This is a genomic window from Virgibacillus sp. NKC19-16, assembly GCF_021560035.1.
Lineage (GTDB): Bacteria > Bacillota > Bacilli > Bacillales > Amphibacillaceae > Virgibacillus_L > Virgibacillus_L salidurans.
Window position 1 is genome coordinate 1,834,758 of sequence record NZ_CP074373.1, and the last position, 15,472, is coordinate 1,850,229.

Annotated in this window: 21 protein-coding genes and 1 pseudogene; 6 read left to right on the forward strand and 16 right to left on the reverse strand. The window is 35.9% G+C overall.

What is annotated here, in order from left to right:
• The first annotated feature begins 28 nt into the window (after positions 1-28).
• From dsdA to cysK, 3 genes are all read left to right on the forward strand, one after another.
• The gene (dsdA, locus tag KFZ58_RS09420; protein WP_235794541.1) at positions 29-1,360 is read left to right on the forward strand and encodes a D-serine ammonia-lyase; all 1,332 of its coding nucleotides are present in this window, start codon (positions 29-31) and stop codon (positions 1,358-1,360) included.
• Positions 1,361-1,524: 164 nt separating this feature from the next.
• Positions 1,525-1,941 (forward strand): PH domain-containing protein, encoded by a 417-nt coding sequence (locus tag KFZ58_RS09425; RefSeq protein WP_235794542.1) that lies wholly within the window; start codon positions 1,525-1,527, stop codon positions 1,939-1,941.
• Between the two features lie 36 nt (positions 1,942-1,977).
• Entirely contained in the window at positions 1,978-2,904 is a 927-nt protein-coding gene (gene cysK, locus KFZ58_RS09430) for a cysteine synthase A (RefSeq protein ID WP_235794543.1), read from the forward strand.
• 161 nt (positions 2,905-3,065) lie between these two features.
• On the opposite strand, the gene KFZ58_RS19170 is transcribed toward cysK, so the two are convergent.
• Positions 3,066-3,200, reverse strand: a complete 135-nt coding sequence (locus KFZ58_RS19170) for a hypothetical protein (RefSeq protein WP_255695105.1) — start codon at positions 3,198-3,200, stop codon at positions 3,066-3,068.
• A gap of 716 nt (positions 3,201-3,916) precedes the next feature.
• On the opposite strand from KFZ58_RS19170, the gene KFZ58_RS09435 reads away from it, so the two are divergent.
• A complete protein-coding gene (locus tag KFZ58_RS09435; RefSeq protein ID WP_370642480.1) occupies positions 3,917-4,183 on the forward strand; it encodes an acylphosphatase in 267 nt (88 codons plus the stop codon).
• A 41-nt stretch (positions 4,184-4,224) separates the two neighbouring features.
• Here KFZ58_RS09435 and fdxA read toward each other — a convergent pair whose 3' ends face one another.
• The 13 genes from fdxA to KFZ58_RS09500 all read right to left on the reverse strand — a co-directional run bounded on the left by fdxA (position 4,225) and on the right by KFZ58_RS09500 (position 12,855).
• On the reverse strand, positions 4,225-4,461 hold the full coding sequence (fdxA, locus tag KFZ58_RS09440) for a 4Fe-4S ferredoxin (protein WP_235794545.1): 237 nt from the start codon (positions 4,459-4,461) through the stop codon (positions 4,225-4,227).
• 117 nt (positions 4,462-4,578) lie between these two features.
• Positions 4,579-5,133: a histidine phosphatase family protein gene (locus KFZ58_RS09445; RefSeq protein ID WP_235794546.1), complete on the reverse strand. Its 555-nt coding sequence runs from the start codon at positions 5,131-5,133 to the stop codon at positions 4,579-4,581.
• Between the two features lie 132 nt (positions 5,134-5,265).
• A complete protein-coding gene (locus tag KFZ58_RS09450; RefSeq protein ID WP_235794547.1) occupies positions 5,266-5,472 on the reverse strand; it encodes a DUF6501 family protein in 207 nt (68 codons plus the stop codon).
• 55 nt (positions 5,473-5,527) lie between these two features.
• On the reverse strand, positions 5,528-6,487 hold the full coding sequence (msrA, locus tag KFZ58_RS09455; protein WP_235794548.1) for a peptide-methionine (S)-S-oxide reductase MsrA: 960 nt from the start codon (positions 6,485-6,487) through the stop codon (positions 5,528-5,530).
• A gap of 76 nt (positions 6,488-6,563) precedes the next feature.
• Positions 6,564-7,037, reverse strand: coding sequence for a VrrA/YqfQ family protein (vrrA, locus tag KFZ58_RS09460; protein WP_235794549.1), 474 nt, complete (start codon positions 7,035-7,037; stop codon positions 6,564-6,566).
• Positions 7,038-7,319: 282 nt separating this feature from the next.
• Positions 7,320-7,541 (reverse strand): YozE family protein, encoded by a 222-nt coding sequence (locus KFZ58_RS09465; RefSeq protein WP_235794716.1) that lies wholly within the window; start codon positions 7,539-7,541, stop codon positions 7,320-7,322.
• A gap of 24 nt (positions 7,542-7,565) precedes the next feature.
• Complete coding sequence (tatC, locus tag KFZ58_RS09470; protein WP_235794550.1) at positions 7,566-8,321, reverse strand: twin-arginine translocase subunit TatC; 756 nt, start codon at positions 8,319-8,321, stop codon at positions 7,566-7,568.
• A 58-nt stretch (positions 8,322-8,379) separates the two neighbouring features.
• Positions 8,380-8,583 carry a twin-arginine translocase TatA/TatE family subunit gene (locus KFZ58_RS09475; protein WP_235794551.1) on the reverse strand — a complete coding sequence of 68 codons (204 nt, stop codon included), beginning with the start codon at positions 8,581-8,583 and terminating at the stop codon, positions 8,380-8,382.
• Positions 8,584-8,605: 22 nt separating this feature from the next.
• Positions 8,606-8,812 carry a twin-arginine translocase TatA/TatE family subunit gene (locus KFZ58_RS09480; RefSeq protein ID WP_235794552.1) on the reverse strand — a complete coding sequence of 69 codons (207 nt, stop codon included), beginning with the start codon at positions 8,810-8,812 and terminating at the stop codon, positions 8,606-8,608.
• A 137-nt stretch (positions 8,813-8,949) separates the two neighbouring features.
• Positions 8,950-9,438, reverse strand: a complete 489-nt coding sequence (locus KFZ58_RS09485; protein WP_235794553.1) for a dihydrofolate reductase — start codon at positions 9,436-9,438, stop codon at positions 8,950-8,952.
• Positions 9,439-9,463: 25 nt separating this feature from the next.
• The gene (locus KFZ58_RS09490; protein WP_235794554.1) at positions 9,464-10,420 is read right to left on the reverse strand and encodes a thymidylate synthase; all 957 of its coding nucleotides are present in this window, start codon (positions 10,418-10,420) and stop codon (positions 9,464-9,466) included.
• A 177-nt stretch (positions 10,421-10,597) separates the two neighbouring features.
• The gene (locus tag KFZ58_RS09495; RefSeq protein WP_235794555.1) at positions 10,598-11,185 is read right to left on the reverse strand and encodes an HD domain-containing protein; all 588 of its coding nucleotides are present in this window, start codon (positions 11,183-11,185) and stop codon (positions 10,598-10,600) included.
• A complete protein-coding gene (locus KFZ58_RS09500; RefSeq protein ID WP_235794556.1) occupies positions 11,185-12,855 on the reverse strand; it encodes a formate--tetrahydrofolate ligase in 1,671 nt (556 codons plus the stop codon). Before KFZ58_RS09500 ends, KFZ58_RS09495 begins: the two co-directional genes overlap by 1 nt.
• A gap of 338 nt (positions 12,856-13,193) precedes the next feature.
• On the opposite strand from KFZ58_RS09500, the gene KFZ58_RS09505 reads away from it, so the two are divergent.
• On the forward strand, positions 13,194-13,394 hold the full coding sequence (locus KFZ58_RS09505; RefSeq protein ID WP_235794557.1) for a cold-shock protein: 201 nt from the start codon (positions 13,194-13,196) through the stop codon (positions 13,392-13,394).
• A gap of 232 nt (positions 13,395-13,626) precedes the next feature.
• Positions 13,627-13,803: pseudogene (locus tag KFZ58_RS09510) on the forward strand (cytochrome C); the annotation flags it as partial.
• Positions 13,804-13,848: 45 nt separating this feature from the next.
• Here the strand turns inward: KFZ58_RS09510 and KFZ58_RS09515 are convergent.
• Positions 13,849-14,376 carry an isoprenylcysteine carboxyl methyltransferase family protein gene (locus tag KFZ58_RS09515; RefSeq protein WP_370642481.1) on the reverse strand — a complete coding sequence of 176 codons (528 nt, stop codon included), beginning with the start codon at positions 14,374-14,376 and terminating at the stop codon, positions 13,849-13,851.
• Positions 14,367-15,452, reverse strand: coding sequence for a type III polyketide synthase (locus KFZ58_RS09520; protein ID WP_235794558.1), 1,086 nt, complete (start codon positions 15,450-15,452; stop codon positions 14,367-14,369). Before KFZ58_RS09520 ends, KFZ58_RS09515 begins: the two co-directional genes overlap by 10 nt.
• Between the last annotated feature and the right edge of the window lie 20 nt (positions 15,453-15,472).

A 15,472-nucleotide genomic window follows, 5' to 3' on the forward strand; every position in this document is an offset into this window, starting at 1 on the left:
AAACATTAATAAAAAGCAGGTGATGCGAATGGAACTTTCGGAAAATGAAAAAAAATCATGGAAACAAAAATATCCACTGTTAGAACCAATTACAAATTTAGAACCAACCCTATGGCTAAACCCAAATTTAAAAGAAGAGCAATATATCCCTGAATTACCTTTGACAAAAAAAGACATGTACGAAGCGGAAAAATTATGGAAGCGATTTGCTCCATTTTTTAAGAAGGCTTTTCCCGAATTGGAAATAACGAATGGATATATTGAATCCCCTTTAAAAAGTATTGGTAAATTAAAGCCAGTCCTTGAGGATTATTATGACTTTAATATAGATGGAAATCTGTATTTGAAAAGTGATAATGAGCTTCCGATTGCTGGATCGATTAAAGCAAGAGGAGGATTCTATGAAGTACTTCATTATGCGGAAAAATTGGCAATAGAAAATGGGTTAATTACGTATGACGGAAATTACGAAGCTTTTTTAAGTGAGGAATTCAGATCTTTCTTCCAGCAGTACTCCATAGGTGTTGGCTCAACCGGGAATTTGGGTTTAAGTATAGGAACAATGAGTGCGACACTTGGTTTTAATGTAGCTGTTTATATGTCGGCAGATGCTAAACAATGGAAAAAAGACTTACTTCGGGAAAAAGGGGCAAATGTGTATGAGTATTCCGGAGATTTCAGTGAAGCTATCTATGCAGGCAGACAAGAAACAATTGCGGATCCAAAAGGCTATTTCGTAGATGATGAAAGCTCCAAGCATTTATTTTTAGGCTATAGTGTAGCAGCTCTAAGACTAGAAAAACAACTGGAAGAAATGGATATTAAAGTGGATGCAGATAACCCGTTATTTCTTTATTTGCCCTGCGGAGTTGGCGGATCCCCGGGCGGAATTACGTTTGGAATGAAACAGTTATTTGGCGATCATGTTCATTGTTTCTTTGTTGAACCTACCCATTCTCCGTCTGTTTTAATTGGATTGTTGACGGGGGAAAAGGATCGGATAAGTGTACAAGATTTCGGGATAGATAATCTTACAGAGGCAGATGGACTGGCTGTTGGCCGACCATCCAGTTTTGCGACATCAATCAGTGAACACCTAATAAGTGGCATTTATACGGTGGAAGATGATGAATTATATAAAATGCTTACAATGCTTGCTGATAACGAGAATATTTATGTGGAACCATCCGCAACTGCAGGTCTTATAGGACCAAAACATGTATTAGAATCAGTGTATACAGAGAAATATAATATTAATACAGATAACGCCACACATATTGCTTGGTCAACAGGAGGCGACTTAGTCCCTGAATTTGATATGAAGCAATTTTACGAGAAAGGGAAGTCTTTTTTGGTTTAAATTCCACATGAAATTAAGGTTAAAAAACCTGTATCTTAAAAGGATGCAGGTCTTTTGCATTCGGTTATATTCATTTGCTTTGAAAATAGCATCGTAAAAGCTATAATAAGAGAAGGAAATAGTATCGGAAAACTGTGGTTATACCAAACAGGAGGAATGGAAAAATGTATTTCCCTTCAAAAAGAGATCTATGGATGACAATGGTGCTATGGGGTATAGCATTAACAGGGGTAACCATACCTGCTATGAATGGTGAAATGATCGGGTTCTTAATTATGTTGCCATTGTCATTACTCTTATTATGGTTTTGGTTTCGGACAGGCTATAAGATAGAAGATGAGATTATTACAGTAAGTTATGGTCCAATTAAAATGAAAGTACCAATTAATAATATACAAATTATTAAAAAGCGGAAAAATCCGTTTACAGCACCAGCCTTGTCTACAGATAAGTTGGAATTAGTTTCCGGCCGATTTGATGTTCTTTCCGTTTCGCCGGAAGACCAGGAAGAATTTATAAAACAAATCCTGGAAATTAACAATAAAATAAAATTGGATAGTAGAATAAAGTTTAGAAAATAAATTGTTTTCAAAACAGGAAAGTAGGTTGTTTATACGATGAAAGTTGTCCAAAATATAACGGAATTAATCGGAGATACACCACTGGTTAAATTAAAAGAAATTGTGCCCGAGAATGCGGCCGATGTTTTTGTTAAACTCGAATCATTTAATCCAAGTAAGAGTGTCAAAGACCGTGCCGCATATAACATGGTTAAAGTAGCAGAGGATAGGGGATTGATAAAACCCGGGGATACAATTATTGAGCCAACAAGCGGGAACACCGGTATAGGGTTAGCCATGATTGCTGCAGCAAAAGGATACAGGGCAATCTTGGTTATGCCTGACAATAGTACGATGGAAAGAAGAAATATTTTAAAAGCCTATGGGGCAAAGGTTGTGTTAACACCAAGTGATGAAAAAATGCCTGGTGCAATCAATAAAGCTTTGGAACTTCAAAGAGAAATTCCAGGGAGCTTTATTCCACAACAATTTGAAAATAAAGCAAATCCGGATATTCACCGTACAACTACAGCACTTGAAATTTATGAACAGATGAACGGGAATCTGGATGCGTTTGTATGCACTGCCGGGACTGGAGGAACAGTTACAGGAACTGGCGAAGTATTAAAGGAGAAAGTTCCCAGTATCTATACAGCAGTTGTGGAACCAGAGGGGTCACCTGTCTTGTCGGGAGGTAACCCAGGTAAACACAAGCTGGTAGGCACAAGTCCAGGATTTATTCCTGATATTCTCAACACAGAAGTTTACGATGAAATTATACAAATACAAGACGGGGAAGCTGTTGAGATGTTAAGGAAACTTGCACAAACAGAGGGTATTTTTGTTGGCCCTTCAGGAGCAGCATCCGTCTTTGCTGCAATGAAAGTTGCAAAACAGTTAGGAAAAGGTAAACAGGTCGTATGTATCGCACCTGATTCAGGTGAGCGATATCTAAGTATGAATTTATTTGATGAAAAGGATTAAAAATTGTTCGGGAAAGGGTGTTGATGAGCTATTCATTAACACCTCTTTAGTTTATATTGTAAAGATAACCGTGATAAGTTGTTTCATGATAGGAAAAAATACAAAATCAATCATAGGAATGTATGTAAAATAGGTAGGATTTGATTTGGATGGCATAAATGCTATTGTTTAAAACGTTTTAGATGTTCTCTCTTAGCTTCCCAGTAGTAAATTGATGGAAGCCCTTTATATATCCAAAATTCATGTATTAGAGAAGAGCCTACAAATAATATCAGTTGCCAATCAAGATTTTTCATAGCAATTCCTCCTTGTCTTAATTAGTTATATTAAAGCGTAAAGTTGTCTAAGAACAATCCATCGAAAACTTTATACATTAATATATTTTGAAGAGGGTGGATCTTAATGTTTATTTCTCAGACCTTAAAATTTATACCGGGTTTACATAATATTTATTATGGGAAGTTATAATTAAAAACAAAAATAATATCTCAATATTAAAGTATACTTTTGATAGTGAGATATTATTAAAAAATCACGTTATAGATAACTTGAATTATCCGAACGTATTATAGTTGTTTATTTTTCATTATCAATTTTTGCTAAAGGGTTTTAAGCCGGCTCTTCAATAATTTCACCAGTATAGGAAAATCATGATTCATGACACGTGCAATCCCAAGTTCGGTCCCGGGAATTCCAAGCAAATTCATATCCCGTATATGTGCAAGTCATATCAATCATGTGATGTTTATTGTTCTAATTTCAGTATAGCCCAGTACGTTTACCATTAATCAGTGTCGCCGTACTCTCATCTTTGGGAAGTTCCTCAATGTTGTTTTTCGTGTATTCCAGTTTTCCTTTGATTATATGCTTTGCAATATCAGCGTTTATTCGGACGAATTTTCTAACTGAAGTATCAGTGTTTTTCAGCAAATTGTTTGCGTTCACTTATGTAATTGTTTAGCGTTTAAAATTATAAGGGAAAGGGAAAATATAATAATTAGAGGTGATTAGTTTGAATAAACACTTAGTTATAAGCGGTCATGTTCAGGGTGTCGGATTTCGATATTCTGCCATGCAAAAGGCAAAGGAATTCAAATTGAATGGTTGGGTGCGGAATAAAGAGAACGGGACAGTTGAGTTGGAGGTTGAAGGCGACGGTAATCAAATCAATTTATATATGGATGAGCTGAAAAACGGCTTCAACCGATTTATCCAAGTAGATAATATTGAGATAACCTCTCAACAAGAAAAAGGATATGATGATTTTGCTGTTAAATAGCAAATTTAAAAAAGCCGCGCCCAGCAGCGGCTTTACGTAACCTATTCTTCAAAAAATTTACGATTTAATTCAATATATTTGCTTTCTTGTTCTGGTACTTCATCTTCCATATATATAGCCTCAACAGGACAGACTGCTTCACATGCTCCACAATCAATACAAATATCCGGATCAATATAAAACATGTCCTCTCCTTCTTCTATACAATCAACAGGACAAACTTCAACACACTCTCCTGATTTTTCTCCTATACAAGGTGATGTAATAACAAAAGCCAATTAAAATCCTCCTTCATACGCTTCCTAAAATGATCCATGCTTTTATTATAACGCATACTTGCATAAAAATAAAAGATTCATGATAGAATTAGCTTGCATATTTTTACAAACCCCAAACTAACAATTATTCCATACACACTCCGTGGAAAAATAGCCCTTTTCATATTTAATTAAGTATATATCCGGACTTTGCAGTTCTTTCCATTTTTTAAAACCAAAATCTCTATCGTATTGTCGTAAAAATAAAGCCATTAAATTCCCATGACTTACGATGACAGCGTTTTTCACATTATCATTTCCATAAATTGACTCAAACACCTTATTTACACGTTGAACGGCATCTAAAGCTGATTCGCCACCAGGTAATGCGAAATGTTGATCATTAAAGGACTGCTCCAACACCTCTATCCAATCATCAATCGGCTCTACACTTAGGATGCGTTCTTTTAATCGTTCATCGATTTCAATTTCAGTAAGTGTTTTTTCCGAAAAGGGCTTAATGCTTTCGATAGCACGTAAATAAGGACTTGAGATTATTTTATCAATCTTAATATCTTGATCACTAAAAAAATTTGAAATAAGGTGAGCTTGCCTCATACCAATCGTTGTCAATGGTGAATCCTTGTGTTGACCATCAGCAGAACAATGACGAATAAAATAAATATTTTTCATTTCAGTTCATTCCCTTTTTGTTATTTAGTTAGCTCTGATCCTTATTTCCAAATAGTAAATAAATTATAACATTAATCGACATAAGAGGAAATAGTTATCTATAAAAAATAACAGGGTCTCTTCAACACCCTGTTATTTTATTTCCTTAAAATATTCTTTAAGGAATCCCCCTATTCGATTACTGTTGTCAATGATGAAATAAAATTCGTCTGTTTCATTTTTTACCTCGTACTTTTTCCCTGGTGTTAATTTATTATTCACCATAAATTTTTCAGCATTTGCATGTATACACTGAATTTCTTTTAATGTCTCTCTTTTTTCCCAGTCTAGATGGATCATTATGATGCCCCTTTTTATCGAGTTGACATAAAATAGTTATTGTAAATTTATCTATTTATTTGAACAGATATAAATAGTTATCATATCCTTCTTCGGCCATTTTATCTTTTGGAATGAAATGCATGGCGGCTGAATTCATACAATAACGCAGGCCTCCAGCTTCTTTCGGGCCATCCTCAAAAACATGCCCTAGATGCGAATCTGCTCCCCTACTTCTAACTTCGGTTCGTATCATACCATGCGTCTTGTCAGTTTTTTCTGTAACTTGGTAGCTGTCGAGCGGTTTTGTAAAGCTTGGCCAACCACAGGCCGAATTAAATTTTTCTTTTGAAGAAAATAAGACATCCCCTGAAACAATATCAATATAGATTCCTTCTTCTTCATTATCCCAATATTCGTTTTGGAACGGTGCTTCTGTTCCGTTCTCTTGTGTAACATTGTATTGTAATGGTGTCAGTTTTGCTTTCAAGTTTGTTTTATCTACGTTTTGCTGCCAATTACTTTTTATAAAGTCTTCTCTGCCTGATCCCTTTTTATATAAACGATAATGAAAGGATTGTTTTTTATAATAATCCTGGTGTGCATCCTCGGCTACGTAAAATGGTTTAGCAGGAACAATTTCTGTTACAATTGGCTTGGAAAACTTCCCGCTAGCTTCTAAATCCTGTTTCGATTTTTCGGCTATTTGTTTTTGCTCTTCATTATGGTAAAAAATTGCTGTTTGATACGACTCTCCCCGATCATTAAACTGACCATTGGGATCTGTAGGATCAATTTGTTGCCAAAACGTCGTAACAAGTCGTTCATATGGCATGATAGTTGGATCAAATGTGATTTGTACAGCTTCCACGTGCCCCGTTTTGTTCGAGCTAACCTGTTCATAGGTAGGATTCTCTAGCTTCCCGCCTGTATAACCGGAAACCACGTCTATTATACCTGGGCGCTCATCAAACGGTTCTACCATACACCAAAAGCATCCACCAGCGAATGTCGCAATTTCTTTATTGGAACTCATATAATACCTCCAGTACTTTTTATCTTACTTCTATTTTTTCGTTTATAACAAAAAAAATCAAGTTCTCTGCCTATATTTAAATAAATAATTTCGGTGTAGACAGCCCATTATCTTTTTTAGTTTCGGAATATTTATTATCGCTCGTTGGCTGTTTGATTTCATCATAATTTTTATCATTGTTTGCTACGTTTTCCTTTTCATTGGAATGGTTCTGCTCTTTTTCTACATCATCCGAACTATCAACTTCTTTAAATGCTTTCATCATTCTATACATCGCAGGAAGATTTTTAACCATTGGTCCATATTCTTGTACGATTGGAGCTGTAGATTGAACAACATTTAACACGTGTTGGACATTATTTAATGCACCTGAAAGACCACCTATTCCCTTGTTCACTAATCCTGCAGTAGATTGGTTTTGCAGTAAGCTCTTTATATTATTGCTATTTGCAGGTGCATTTAAACGTTGTTTTGGTAATAGTGGATTATTTACTGCGTGAGCTCTATGGTCTGGATAAGGATTTCTAGGTTGTTGCAATGGAAACACCATCTGCTTAGCCCCTTTTATTGTTGACTCATTATAGGTTATTGTACGTCAGCAATAATAAAGCGTGTAGGCTGTTGTGGTTTATAAAGGTGCTGTTTTATAGGTTAAATCATTAAAGTTATTTCCCGGGCAACCGCAGGAAGCAACAATATCCTGCGAGCTATGACGAAATTAGTTGAATCATGATAATTTGCAGTTTTACAAGGAATCCATAATTTGAACAAACGTTTGATCAATTATCAAATAATTCTTCATAATTAAATGGCTCTGGAAATCCAGAGCCATTTAATTATCTTCTTTTAATTTATATTTATCCCAAAGCTCATCAAACACAGCCAATGCGGCTGGAAAAGGACTATTCCATTCTAAATAATTGCTAATTTCATCATAGTCGCTCGAGTGTTTCGGAAAATCATGATCAAAAAATACCCAATCAGCTAGACGACTTTGATCATCCGGCGGCTTTTTCCCACGGAATGTCATTAAAAATTGATAAAATGATCTCAGATCCAACCCCCCTAATCCATGTGATTATCCATTTTCCATAAACTCCTCATGTTTACGCTGTTTCTTACGGTAAACGATTTTTGATAAGTAAATACTGATTTCATATAAAATAATTAATGGAACTGCAACGACAATTTGTAGAATGAAATCTGGTGGTGTCACGATTGTTCCAACAATAACTAATATAAGGTATGCATATTTTCTGTTTTTTCGCATGAATTCCGGTGTTAAGACTCCAATAGTCGTTAAAAACATTGCAATAATTGGTATTTCAAAAAGCACCGCAAAGGGCAATGTGATACGAAGTAAAAATTTGAAATATCGGTCAACAGTAAACATTTCATTAAACATACCTTCATTTAACGATAGTAAAAAAGGTAAAATCAGCTGTATAAACATAAAGTATCCAAAAACCAAGCCACCAATAAATAAAAGAAATATAGCAGGGATATAGGCTAAGGATGCTCTTCGTTCAGTAGTAGTTAACCCTGGTTGTATAAAGGCCCAAATTTGAAAGGACAAGATTGGGATCGTTCCAATAACTGCAATCATCCCAGCCATTGAAAAATAAATCCATATAATTTCCCCTGGACTAATTACAACTAATTCGAAATCCAAATCATTTACAAAGAACCAATAGATATCCTGAACAAAAATAAAACCGACAATAAAAAATAAAACAAAGAAAACAGCTGTAACAATCAGTCTGTTTCGTAACTCTGATAAGTGCCCTGTGAGATTCATATCTTTATCGCTTGCATGTTTGTTGTCATCAACCATTATTTCACACTCCTAGGGTAACAAAAAAGAAGGTGCAAGGTTATATACCTTACACCTTTTACTCATCACCTTTTGTTGATGTATGATTATTGCCTTTTTTAGGCGTATCGTGATCTGATATAATATCCTTGGTAGCATTTTTAAATTCTTTTAATGAACTTCCAACAGCTTTACCTATTTCAGGTAACTTGGAAGGGCCGAAAACAATTAATGCTATGACAAGAATCAGTATTAACCCTGGGATACCAATATTGCTGAACATTTGAAATCACTCCAAATATTTTCTATTTGTTTTCTTTTCCCTTAACGATTTCTTTTGTTTCATTTATTTCATCCGTAACATCACTCGTTAAATCTTTTGTGGAGTTCTTAAATTCACGCAAGGTTTGTCCAGCAGCTTTACCAATTTCAGGCAACTTTTTTGGTCCGAAAATGACTAATGCGATAACCAATATTAAAATTAAACCTGGAAATCCTATATTTGCAAACATCATTACACCTTCTTTACAAAATTGACTTTATAATTAGAGCACTATTAAGCGTTCGAAATTCCAATTCGTCTATAGTTTAACATGTTTGTCTAATATTAAACAAGTTATACTAAAATAGTTTATCTCTCACACTGCAATTATTTTCGGTCATATTGTAAAAAGTAGTAGTCATAAGGGTTTTTATCATCCTTTTCCCCTTTTTCCTTAGATGTTAAATTCCATTCATCTTCAATAAACTCTGGAAAATAGGCGTCACCCTCAAAGGACTCATCAATGAATGTAATGTACATGCGGTCAGCATATGGTAACACCTGTTTGAAAATGTCCCCACCGCCAATAACGAAGAATTCCTCATCCGCATTCGCTTTATTCCATTCCTGTATTTTTTTCAAATCAGTAATTACCTCTACTTCTTCTGGAAACGTCGTGTTTTTTCGAGTAACGACAACATTTTTCCGATTTGGTAATGCTCCATCTAACGAATCATATGTTTTTCTTCCCATTATAACGGTGTGCCCAGATGTTCTTTCTTTAAAAAAACGAAAATCTTTTGGCAGATGCCAAGGTAAATCATTATTTAGGCCAATGACACGATTGCGATCCATCGCTAGCATAAATGAAATCATAGATAATTCCTCCTTCTATTTATTATTAAACAGCTATTGGTGCTTTAATTGCAGGATGTGGATTATACTCTATTAATTCAAAATCAGTAAGCTCAAAATCAAAAATAGAGTTCTTATCTTTATTAATTTTTAGTTTAGGAAAAGTCCTCACTTCACGATTAAGCTGTGTATTTATCTGTTCCACATGATTTGCATAAATATGAGCATCGCCTAATGTATGCACGAATTCTCCCACTTCCAAATTTGTTTCATGTGCGATTAAGTGTGTTAACAATGCATAACTCGCAATATTAAAAGGAACGCCTAAGAAAACATCAGCACTGCGTTGATATAGCTGACATGACAATTTTCCGTCAGCAACATAGAACTGAAACAGTGTATGACACGGAGGCAATGCCATATTAGGTACATCTTCTGGATTCCATGCAGACACAATATGCCTGCGAGAATCAGGGTTGGTTTGGAGTGATCTGATTACGTCTTTCAACTGATCAATGGTACCATTTTTGGAAGTTTCCCATTCTCTCCACTGCTTCCCGTAAACAGAACCAAGATCACCAAACTCACTAGCAAAATCATCATCATGGAGGATTTTTTTCTTGAAACTTTCCATTTCTTTCTTATATTGTTCTCTGAACACTGGATCTTGCTGACTTCGATTTCCGAAATTCGTCATATCTGGTCCTTTGTATTTTTCACTTTTCACCCACTTTTCAAACGCCCATTCATTCCATATATTATTATTGTTTTCCAGTAAATAGCGAATGTTTGTGTCCCCTTTAATAAACCAAAGTAGCTCACTGGCAATCAGTCGAAATGGGACTTTCTTTGTTGTTAGTAATGGGAAGCCATCACTTAGATCAAATCGCATTTGATGACCAAACACAGAATAGGTACCGGTACCAGTTCTGTCTTCCTTCTTTACCCCTTTTTTTAAAATGTGATCACATAATTGTAAGTACGTCTGTTCACCATTTACCATAAAATCTCCCCCATTTGTAACTGATATTCGTTTATAGCTTATTGCGTTCATTATAACATAACTCATAAAAACCACTCGAGTTAAAAAGTGCCTATTGGGATACTAAGTATTTGGGTAAAATAATGCTTAGAGGCTTAAAAGAGACTCAGGCAGGAAAATTTTTGCCTGAGTCTCTTTTTACCACTCTTTATAAAATTGTTCTAAAAACTTCTCCATAAAAACATGTCTTTCCTGAGCAATCTCTGATGCAGTGGTGGTGTGTAATAAATCTTTTAATGTTAATAGTTTATTGTAAAAATGCTGGATAGATGTATCATGAAAGTCTCTATGATAAATCAGTTGTTTCTTTGCTCCACCATATGCAAAGGTCCTGGCAATTCCAACAGCACCTATGGCATCTATTCTATCTGCATCTTGCACAATTTTTCCCTCAAGTGTTGCAGGAACACCCTCTTTTCGAAAAGAGACATCTCTAATTGCCTTTTTAATCTCAATGATTTCAGCATTGGATAAACCAATGGATTCAAGAAAGGTTATCATATCTTTTGTCGCTTTTACCGAATCAGAGAAAAGTTTCTCGTCTCCAATATCATGAAGCCATGCGGAAACTTCAGTAATAAATAAATCTGCTTTTTCTTGTTCAGCGATCTCTTTTGCTATTCGTGCAACTCGTTTCATATGAAAAAAGTCATGGCCTGTGGCGTCACTATGAAAAAGTGTGTGTACATAGTTTCTTATCGCCTGTAAACATTTCTCTTTTTCCATTAAAATAACCCGAGTACTTTACCCTCTTCTGTGACGTCCATATTAAAAGCGGCAGGTTTTTCAGGTAACCCCGGCATTGTCATTACATCACCGGTTAGAGCAACAATAAATCCTGCACCAATAGATGGCCTCAATTCTCTAATGGTTATTGAAAACTCTTTTGGTCTTCCTATTTTTGTCGGATCATCTGATAAAGAATATTGCGTTTTTGCCATGCAAACAGATAGCTTGCCCCAACCCTGTTGCTCATAAAACATGATTTGTGCTCTTGCCTTAGGTGATAGTTCGATATCATCCGCACCGTATACTTTTTGCGCTATTGTTCTGATTTTTGCCTCCAGCGTTTCGTCTAATTCATATAGTGGGGTAAAGTTCTTGTCCGCTGATTCTATTTTTGCAATAATTTTCTCAGCTAAACGAATGCCACCCTCCCCTCCATTTTCCCAAACATCTGTTAATGCTACTTCAATATTTCTTGATTCACACCATGATTCAATAAAACTTACTTCCGCTGATGTATCTGTTGGAAACTTATTAATTGAGACAACATATGGCAATCCAAAAAGTTCAATGGTTTCCATATGCTTCTTTAAATTTTCCATTCCAGCTTTTAAAGCATCAATATTTTCCTCTTTTAAATTATCTTTCGCTAATCCCCCATGCATTTTTAATGCCCGAACTGTAGCGACAATTACAACTGCATCTGTATCAATTTCACCAGCACGGGATTTGATATTCAGAAATTTCTCAGCACCCAAATCCGCCCCAAATCCTGCTTCTGTTACCACATAATCGCCTAATTTGGCAGCTGTTTTGGTTGCCATTATACTATTACAACCATGTGCGATATTGGCAAAAGGGCCACCGTGAATAATTGCGGGTGTATTCTCAGTTGTTTGGACCAAGTTAGGTTTCATTGCATCTTTCAGCAGTAACGTCAATGCTCCTTCTACTTTTAAATCTTTAACAGTGACAGGTAATTTGTCGTATGTGTATCCAATCACGATCCGGGCAATTCTTGCTTTTAAATCTTCAAGACTTGTTGCTAAGCATAATACAGCCATTATCTCAGATGCAACGGTGATGTTAAATCCATCTTCTCTGGGGACCCCTCTTAGTGGCCCTCCTAGTCCGACGACTATTTGCCTTAATGCACGGTCATTCATATCCATTACTCTTTTCCATTCCATTCTCCTGGGATCAATATTTAGTTTATTTCCACGATGGATATGATTATCTATCATTGCAGACAAGGCATTATTAGCACTTGTTATTGCATGTAGGTCTCCGGTAAAATGTAAGTTAATATCTTCCATTGGAAGCACTTGGGAATAACCTCCTCCAGCTGCCCCTCCTTTCATACCCATTACAGGGCCCAAAGATGGCTCTCGTAGTGCAATAACCGCTTTCTTGCCAATTTTATTTAATGCTTGTCCCAACCCGACGGTTACCGTAGACTTCCCTTCCCCTGCAGTAGTGGGGTTAATTGATGTTACTAATACAACTTTTCCATTTGGTTTATCTTTTAGCTTGTCTAATAGGTTGTCAGACAACTTTGCTTTCGTATGACCATATGGCTCAAAGTCCTCCTCAGTTAAGTGAAGTCCCGCTGCAATCTCCTTAATCGGTTTAAGACTTGATTCCTGAGCAATTTCAATATCTGTTTTCATATACCTGCACTCCCTTCTTAAACATCTACTATCAGTGTACCTTTTTGATTGTGATTTTTCACTTAATTTCATAGTTACGAAAGACATTATTTTTAAAAAGGTGATAAAAATAAGGATTGATTAAAAAATATGATGTCAAATTCTTGACTGAAATAGGTAAATAAGCTATATTAGGGTCAAGCAAAGAAGATGTATGGAATCATTAGCAACAGGCAGCTTCTATAGAAGTGGATGTAATAGTGATCCTACGCTTCTATAGGTGTTGCCTTTTTTGACGTTTCATCTGTCGACTTTGTATTAACACGTATTACGTGAAAGGTTTTAGGAGGATTATTTACATGGAAAACGGAGTAGTAAAATGGTTCAACGCAGAAAAGGGTTATGGCTTCATCCAATTGGAAGAAGGAAATGATGTATTTGTACATTATTCAGCTATCCAAGAAGAAGGCTTCAAAACGTTGGAAGAAGGACAAGAAGTATCCTTTGAAATCGTTGAAGGCGATCGTGGCCCTCAAGCTGCAAATGTAAATAAAAAATAATGCAGCCATTATAGCAATATATGATAAGCGGTAATCGTAATCGATTACCGCTTTTTTGTAGTCTAGGAAATTATAAAATATTGAGGTTGTGGATAATTCAGTAGCCAAATAAGTCCCGTCCGGCTCCAGCGCCTTTGTTCCTTGGCAGTTAAGACAAGAATATAATTTGCTAATATGAATTGCTGGTCGAGGTAAAAGACTTAGTGGCTTATTTAGACACCTTCCAGAGAAAGAGGAATTTCCGACTGCCGAAGAGGAGGAAAATGCAGAACCAACTCCTGAGTGCCTTGAGAATTGGAGACTTTGGATCGTTATTACAATAGCATTAATCCTGTTTGTATATACCATACCATTTGTTGATATTATTCAAAATTCACCACCATTTGATGAGCCGATTGGCAACTCTTAAAAGTAGGAGGACAGATCGTTGTTTTGTCCTCCCCATCACTAACTCTTAATCCGAAAAATTTTCTGCTAAGGCCTTTTCTTCAGTTGGAATCCGGATCGTTAATAACAGAATATGTAATATTGGAAACACAATAGCTGTTATATATACACCAAACAATAATGGGATTATCAATAATTCAATCCCGACAATAATATAATTTGGATGTTTCACATATTTGTAAGGTCCCTCGTTTACCACTGAAAATTGGGGAGAGACAATGATTTTCGTGTTCCAGAATCTTCCTAGAGTTCGAATGCACCAAATTCTAATACCTTGGGTGAAAATAAACAAAGCCAATAAAATGTAATTAAGTTTTACATTTGAAACATCGCGAAACGTAACCTCCAGAAGGATAGAAATGAAAAACACAGTATGAAGAATGACGAAAAATTTATAATGCTTGCCCCCTCTTTCAATTCCGCCTCTTTCTTTCATCCATCTTTCATTCCTTCTAGCAATTATCAATTCGATTAAACGTTGAGAAATAATGATAATTAGTAAGATCCACATGAAGATTGGCATTGTTAATTCCACTCCAATAACAGCAGTTCTGAACTAAAACCTGGTCCTAAAGCAGATAATATACTTTTTTTCTGTCGGCCAACGCCTTCTTTCATTGCTTCATAAAGTACATAAAAAACGGTCGCAGAAGACATATTACCGTGATTTAGCAACACATTATAGGAATGTGTGAACTTCTTGCTTGAACTTTGTAAAACATTTTCCATTGCGGTTAAGACTTTTTTACCTCCCGGATGTGCGATAAATGAGTGAATCATTTGCTCATTTAATCCTTCCTCATGCAGAAATGTATTTATATGCCCATCCCAAAAGGAGTTGACTAGTGCCGGTATACTTTTGGAGAAAATGACCTCTAATCCACTATTCGTAACATGCCACCCCATAACGGAAGTGCTGTCTTTTTTTGTTAGTGAACTCGTACGTACTATTCTTGGGGTGCTCTTGCGCTGATAAGTAAGATATGGTGATTTATCCCCCATAGCTAATACTGCACTAACACCGTCACCAAAAAGGGCACTTCCGACTAAATTACTTTTTTTATTATCATCCTTTTGAAAAGTTAAGCTACATAATTCGCAGGATACAATTAATGCCGTTTTTTCCGGATGAGCAGAAATCCAATCAAATGCGCGTGATAATCCGATTGCCCCTCCCACGCAACCAAGTCCCCATAGTGGCATACGATTCGTGCTTTCACGAAAAGGGCGTTCATTAAGTAAATGTACTTCCATCGATGGTGTTGCAATTCCAGTACTTGATACAAATATGATCATATCAATCGCTTCATATGGCATGTCTCTTGTTAGAAATTCCCCATTTGTTAAACAATGATCAACCGCTTGCAGCATATGCTTCTTTGCAAATGTTAGGTATAGCTCATTTCGTTCTTGAAATGTGTGATTTTGTCTTAACCACTCCTTTTCTACAACAAACTGACGATTGTTGACTGCTGCATTGTCAAACACTGGGAGTATATGCTCCATTTGTTTGTTAGAATAGGGGAAAACCTCTTTTACTAACTCTTTTACTTCTGTCTGTGATAGATCATATTCAGGGATACCAACGCCAACTGAACTGATGAAAGTCATAAAGTCACCCTTTTAAATAC

Bases quoted from the DNA above. Each gene is read 5' to 3' on its own strand.
- dsdA (WP_235794541.1), top strand. From the start codon at position 29: ATGGAACTTTCGGAAAATGAAAAAAAATCATGGAAACAAAAATATCCA.
- KFZ58_RS09425 (WP_235794542.1), top strand. From the start codon at position 1,525: ATGTATTTCCCTTCAAAAAGAGATCTATGGATGACAATGGTGCTATGG.
- cysK (WP_235794543.1), top strand. From the start codon at position 1,978: ATGAAAGTTGTCCAAAATATAACGGAATTAATCGGAGATACACCACTG.
- KFZ58_RS19170 (WP_255695105.1), bottom strand. From the start codon at position 3,200: ATGAAAAATCTTGATTGGCAACTGATATTATTTGTAGGCTCTTCTCTA.
- KFZ58_RS09445 (WP_235794546.1), bottom strand. From the start codon at position 5,133: ATGAAAAATATTTATTTTATTCGTCATTGTTCTGCTGATGGTCAACAC.
- KFZ58_RS09450 (WP_235794547.1), bottom strand. From the start codon at position 5,472: ATGATCCATCTAGACTGGGAAAAAAGAGAGACATTAAAAGAAATTCAG.
- msrA (WP_235794548.1), bottom strand. From the start codon at position 6,487: ATGAGTTCCAATAAAGAAATTGCGACATTCGCTGGTGGATGCTTTTGG.
- vrrA (WP_235794549.1), bottom strand. From the start codon at position 7,037: ATGGTGTTTCCATTGCAACAACCTAGAAATCCTTATCCAGACCATAGA.
- tatC (WP_235794550.1), bottom strand. From the start codon at position 8,321: ATGGTTGATGACAACAAACATGCAAGCGATAAAGATATGAATCTCACA.
- KFZ58_RS09475 (WP_235794551.1), bottom strand. From the start codon at position 8,583: ATGTTCAGCAATATTGGTATCCCAGGGTTAATACTGATTCTTGTCATA.
- KFZ58_RS09480 (WP_235794552.1), bottom strand. From the start codon at position 8,812: ATGTTTGCAAATATAGGATTTCCAGGTTTAATTTTAATATTGGTTATC.
- KFZ58_RS09485 (WP_235794553.1), bottom strand. From the start codon at position 9,438: ATGATTTCATTTATGCTAGCGATGGATCGCAATCGTGTCATTGGCCTA.
- KFZ58_RS09490 (WP_235794554.1), bottom strand. From the start codon at position 10,420: ATGGTAAATGGTGAACAGACGTACTTACAATTATGTGATCACATTTTA.
- KFZ58_RS09495 (WP_235794555.1), bottom strand. From the start codon at position 11,185: ATGGAAAAAGAGAAATGTTTACAGGCGATAAGAAACTATGTACACACA.
- KFZ58_RS09500 (WP_235794556.1), bottom strand. From the start codon at position 12,855: ATGAAAACAGATATTGAAATTGCTCAGGAATCAAGTCTTAAACCGATT.
- KFZ58_RS09505 (WP_235794557.1), top strand. From the start codon at position 13,194: ATGGAAAACGGAGTAGTAAAATGGTTCAACGCAGAAAAGGGTTATGGC.
- KFZ58_RS09520 (WP_235794558.1), bottom strand. From the start codon at position 15,452: ATGACTTTCATCAGTTCAGTTGGCGTTGGTATCCCTGAATATGATCTA.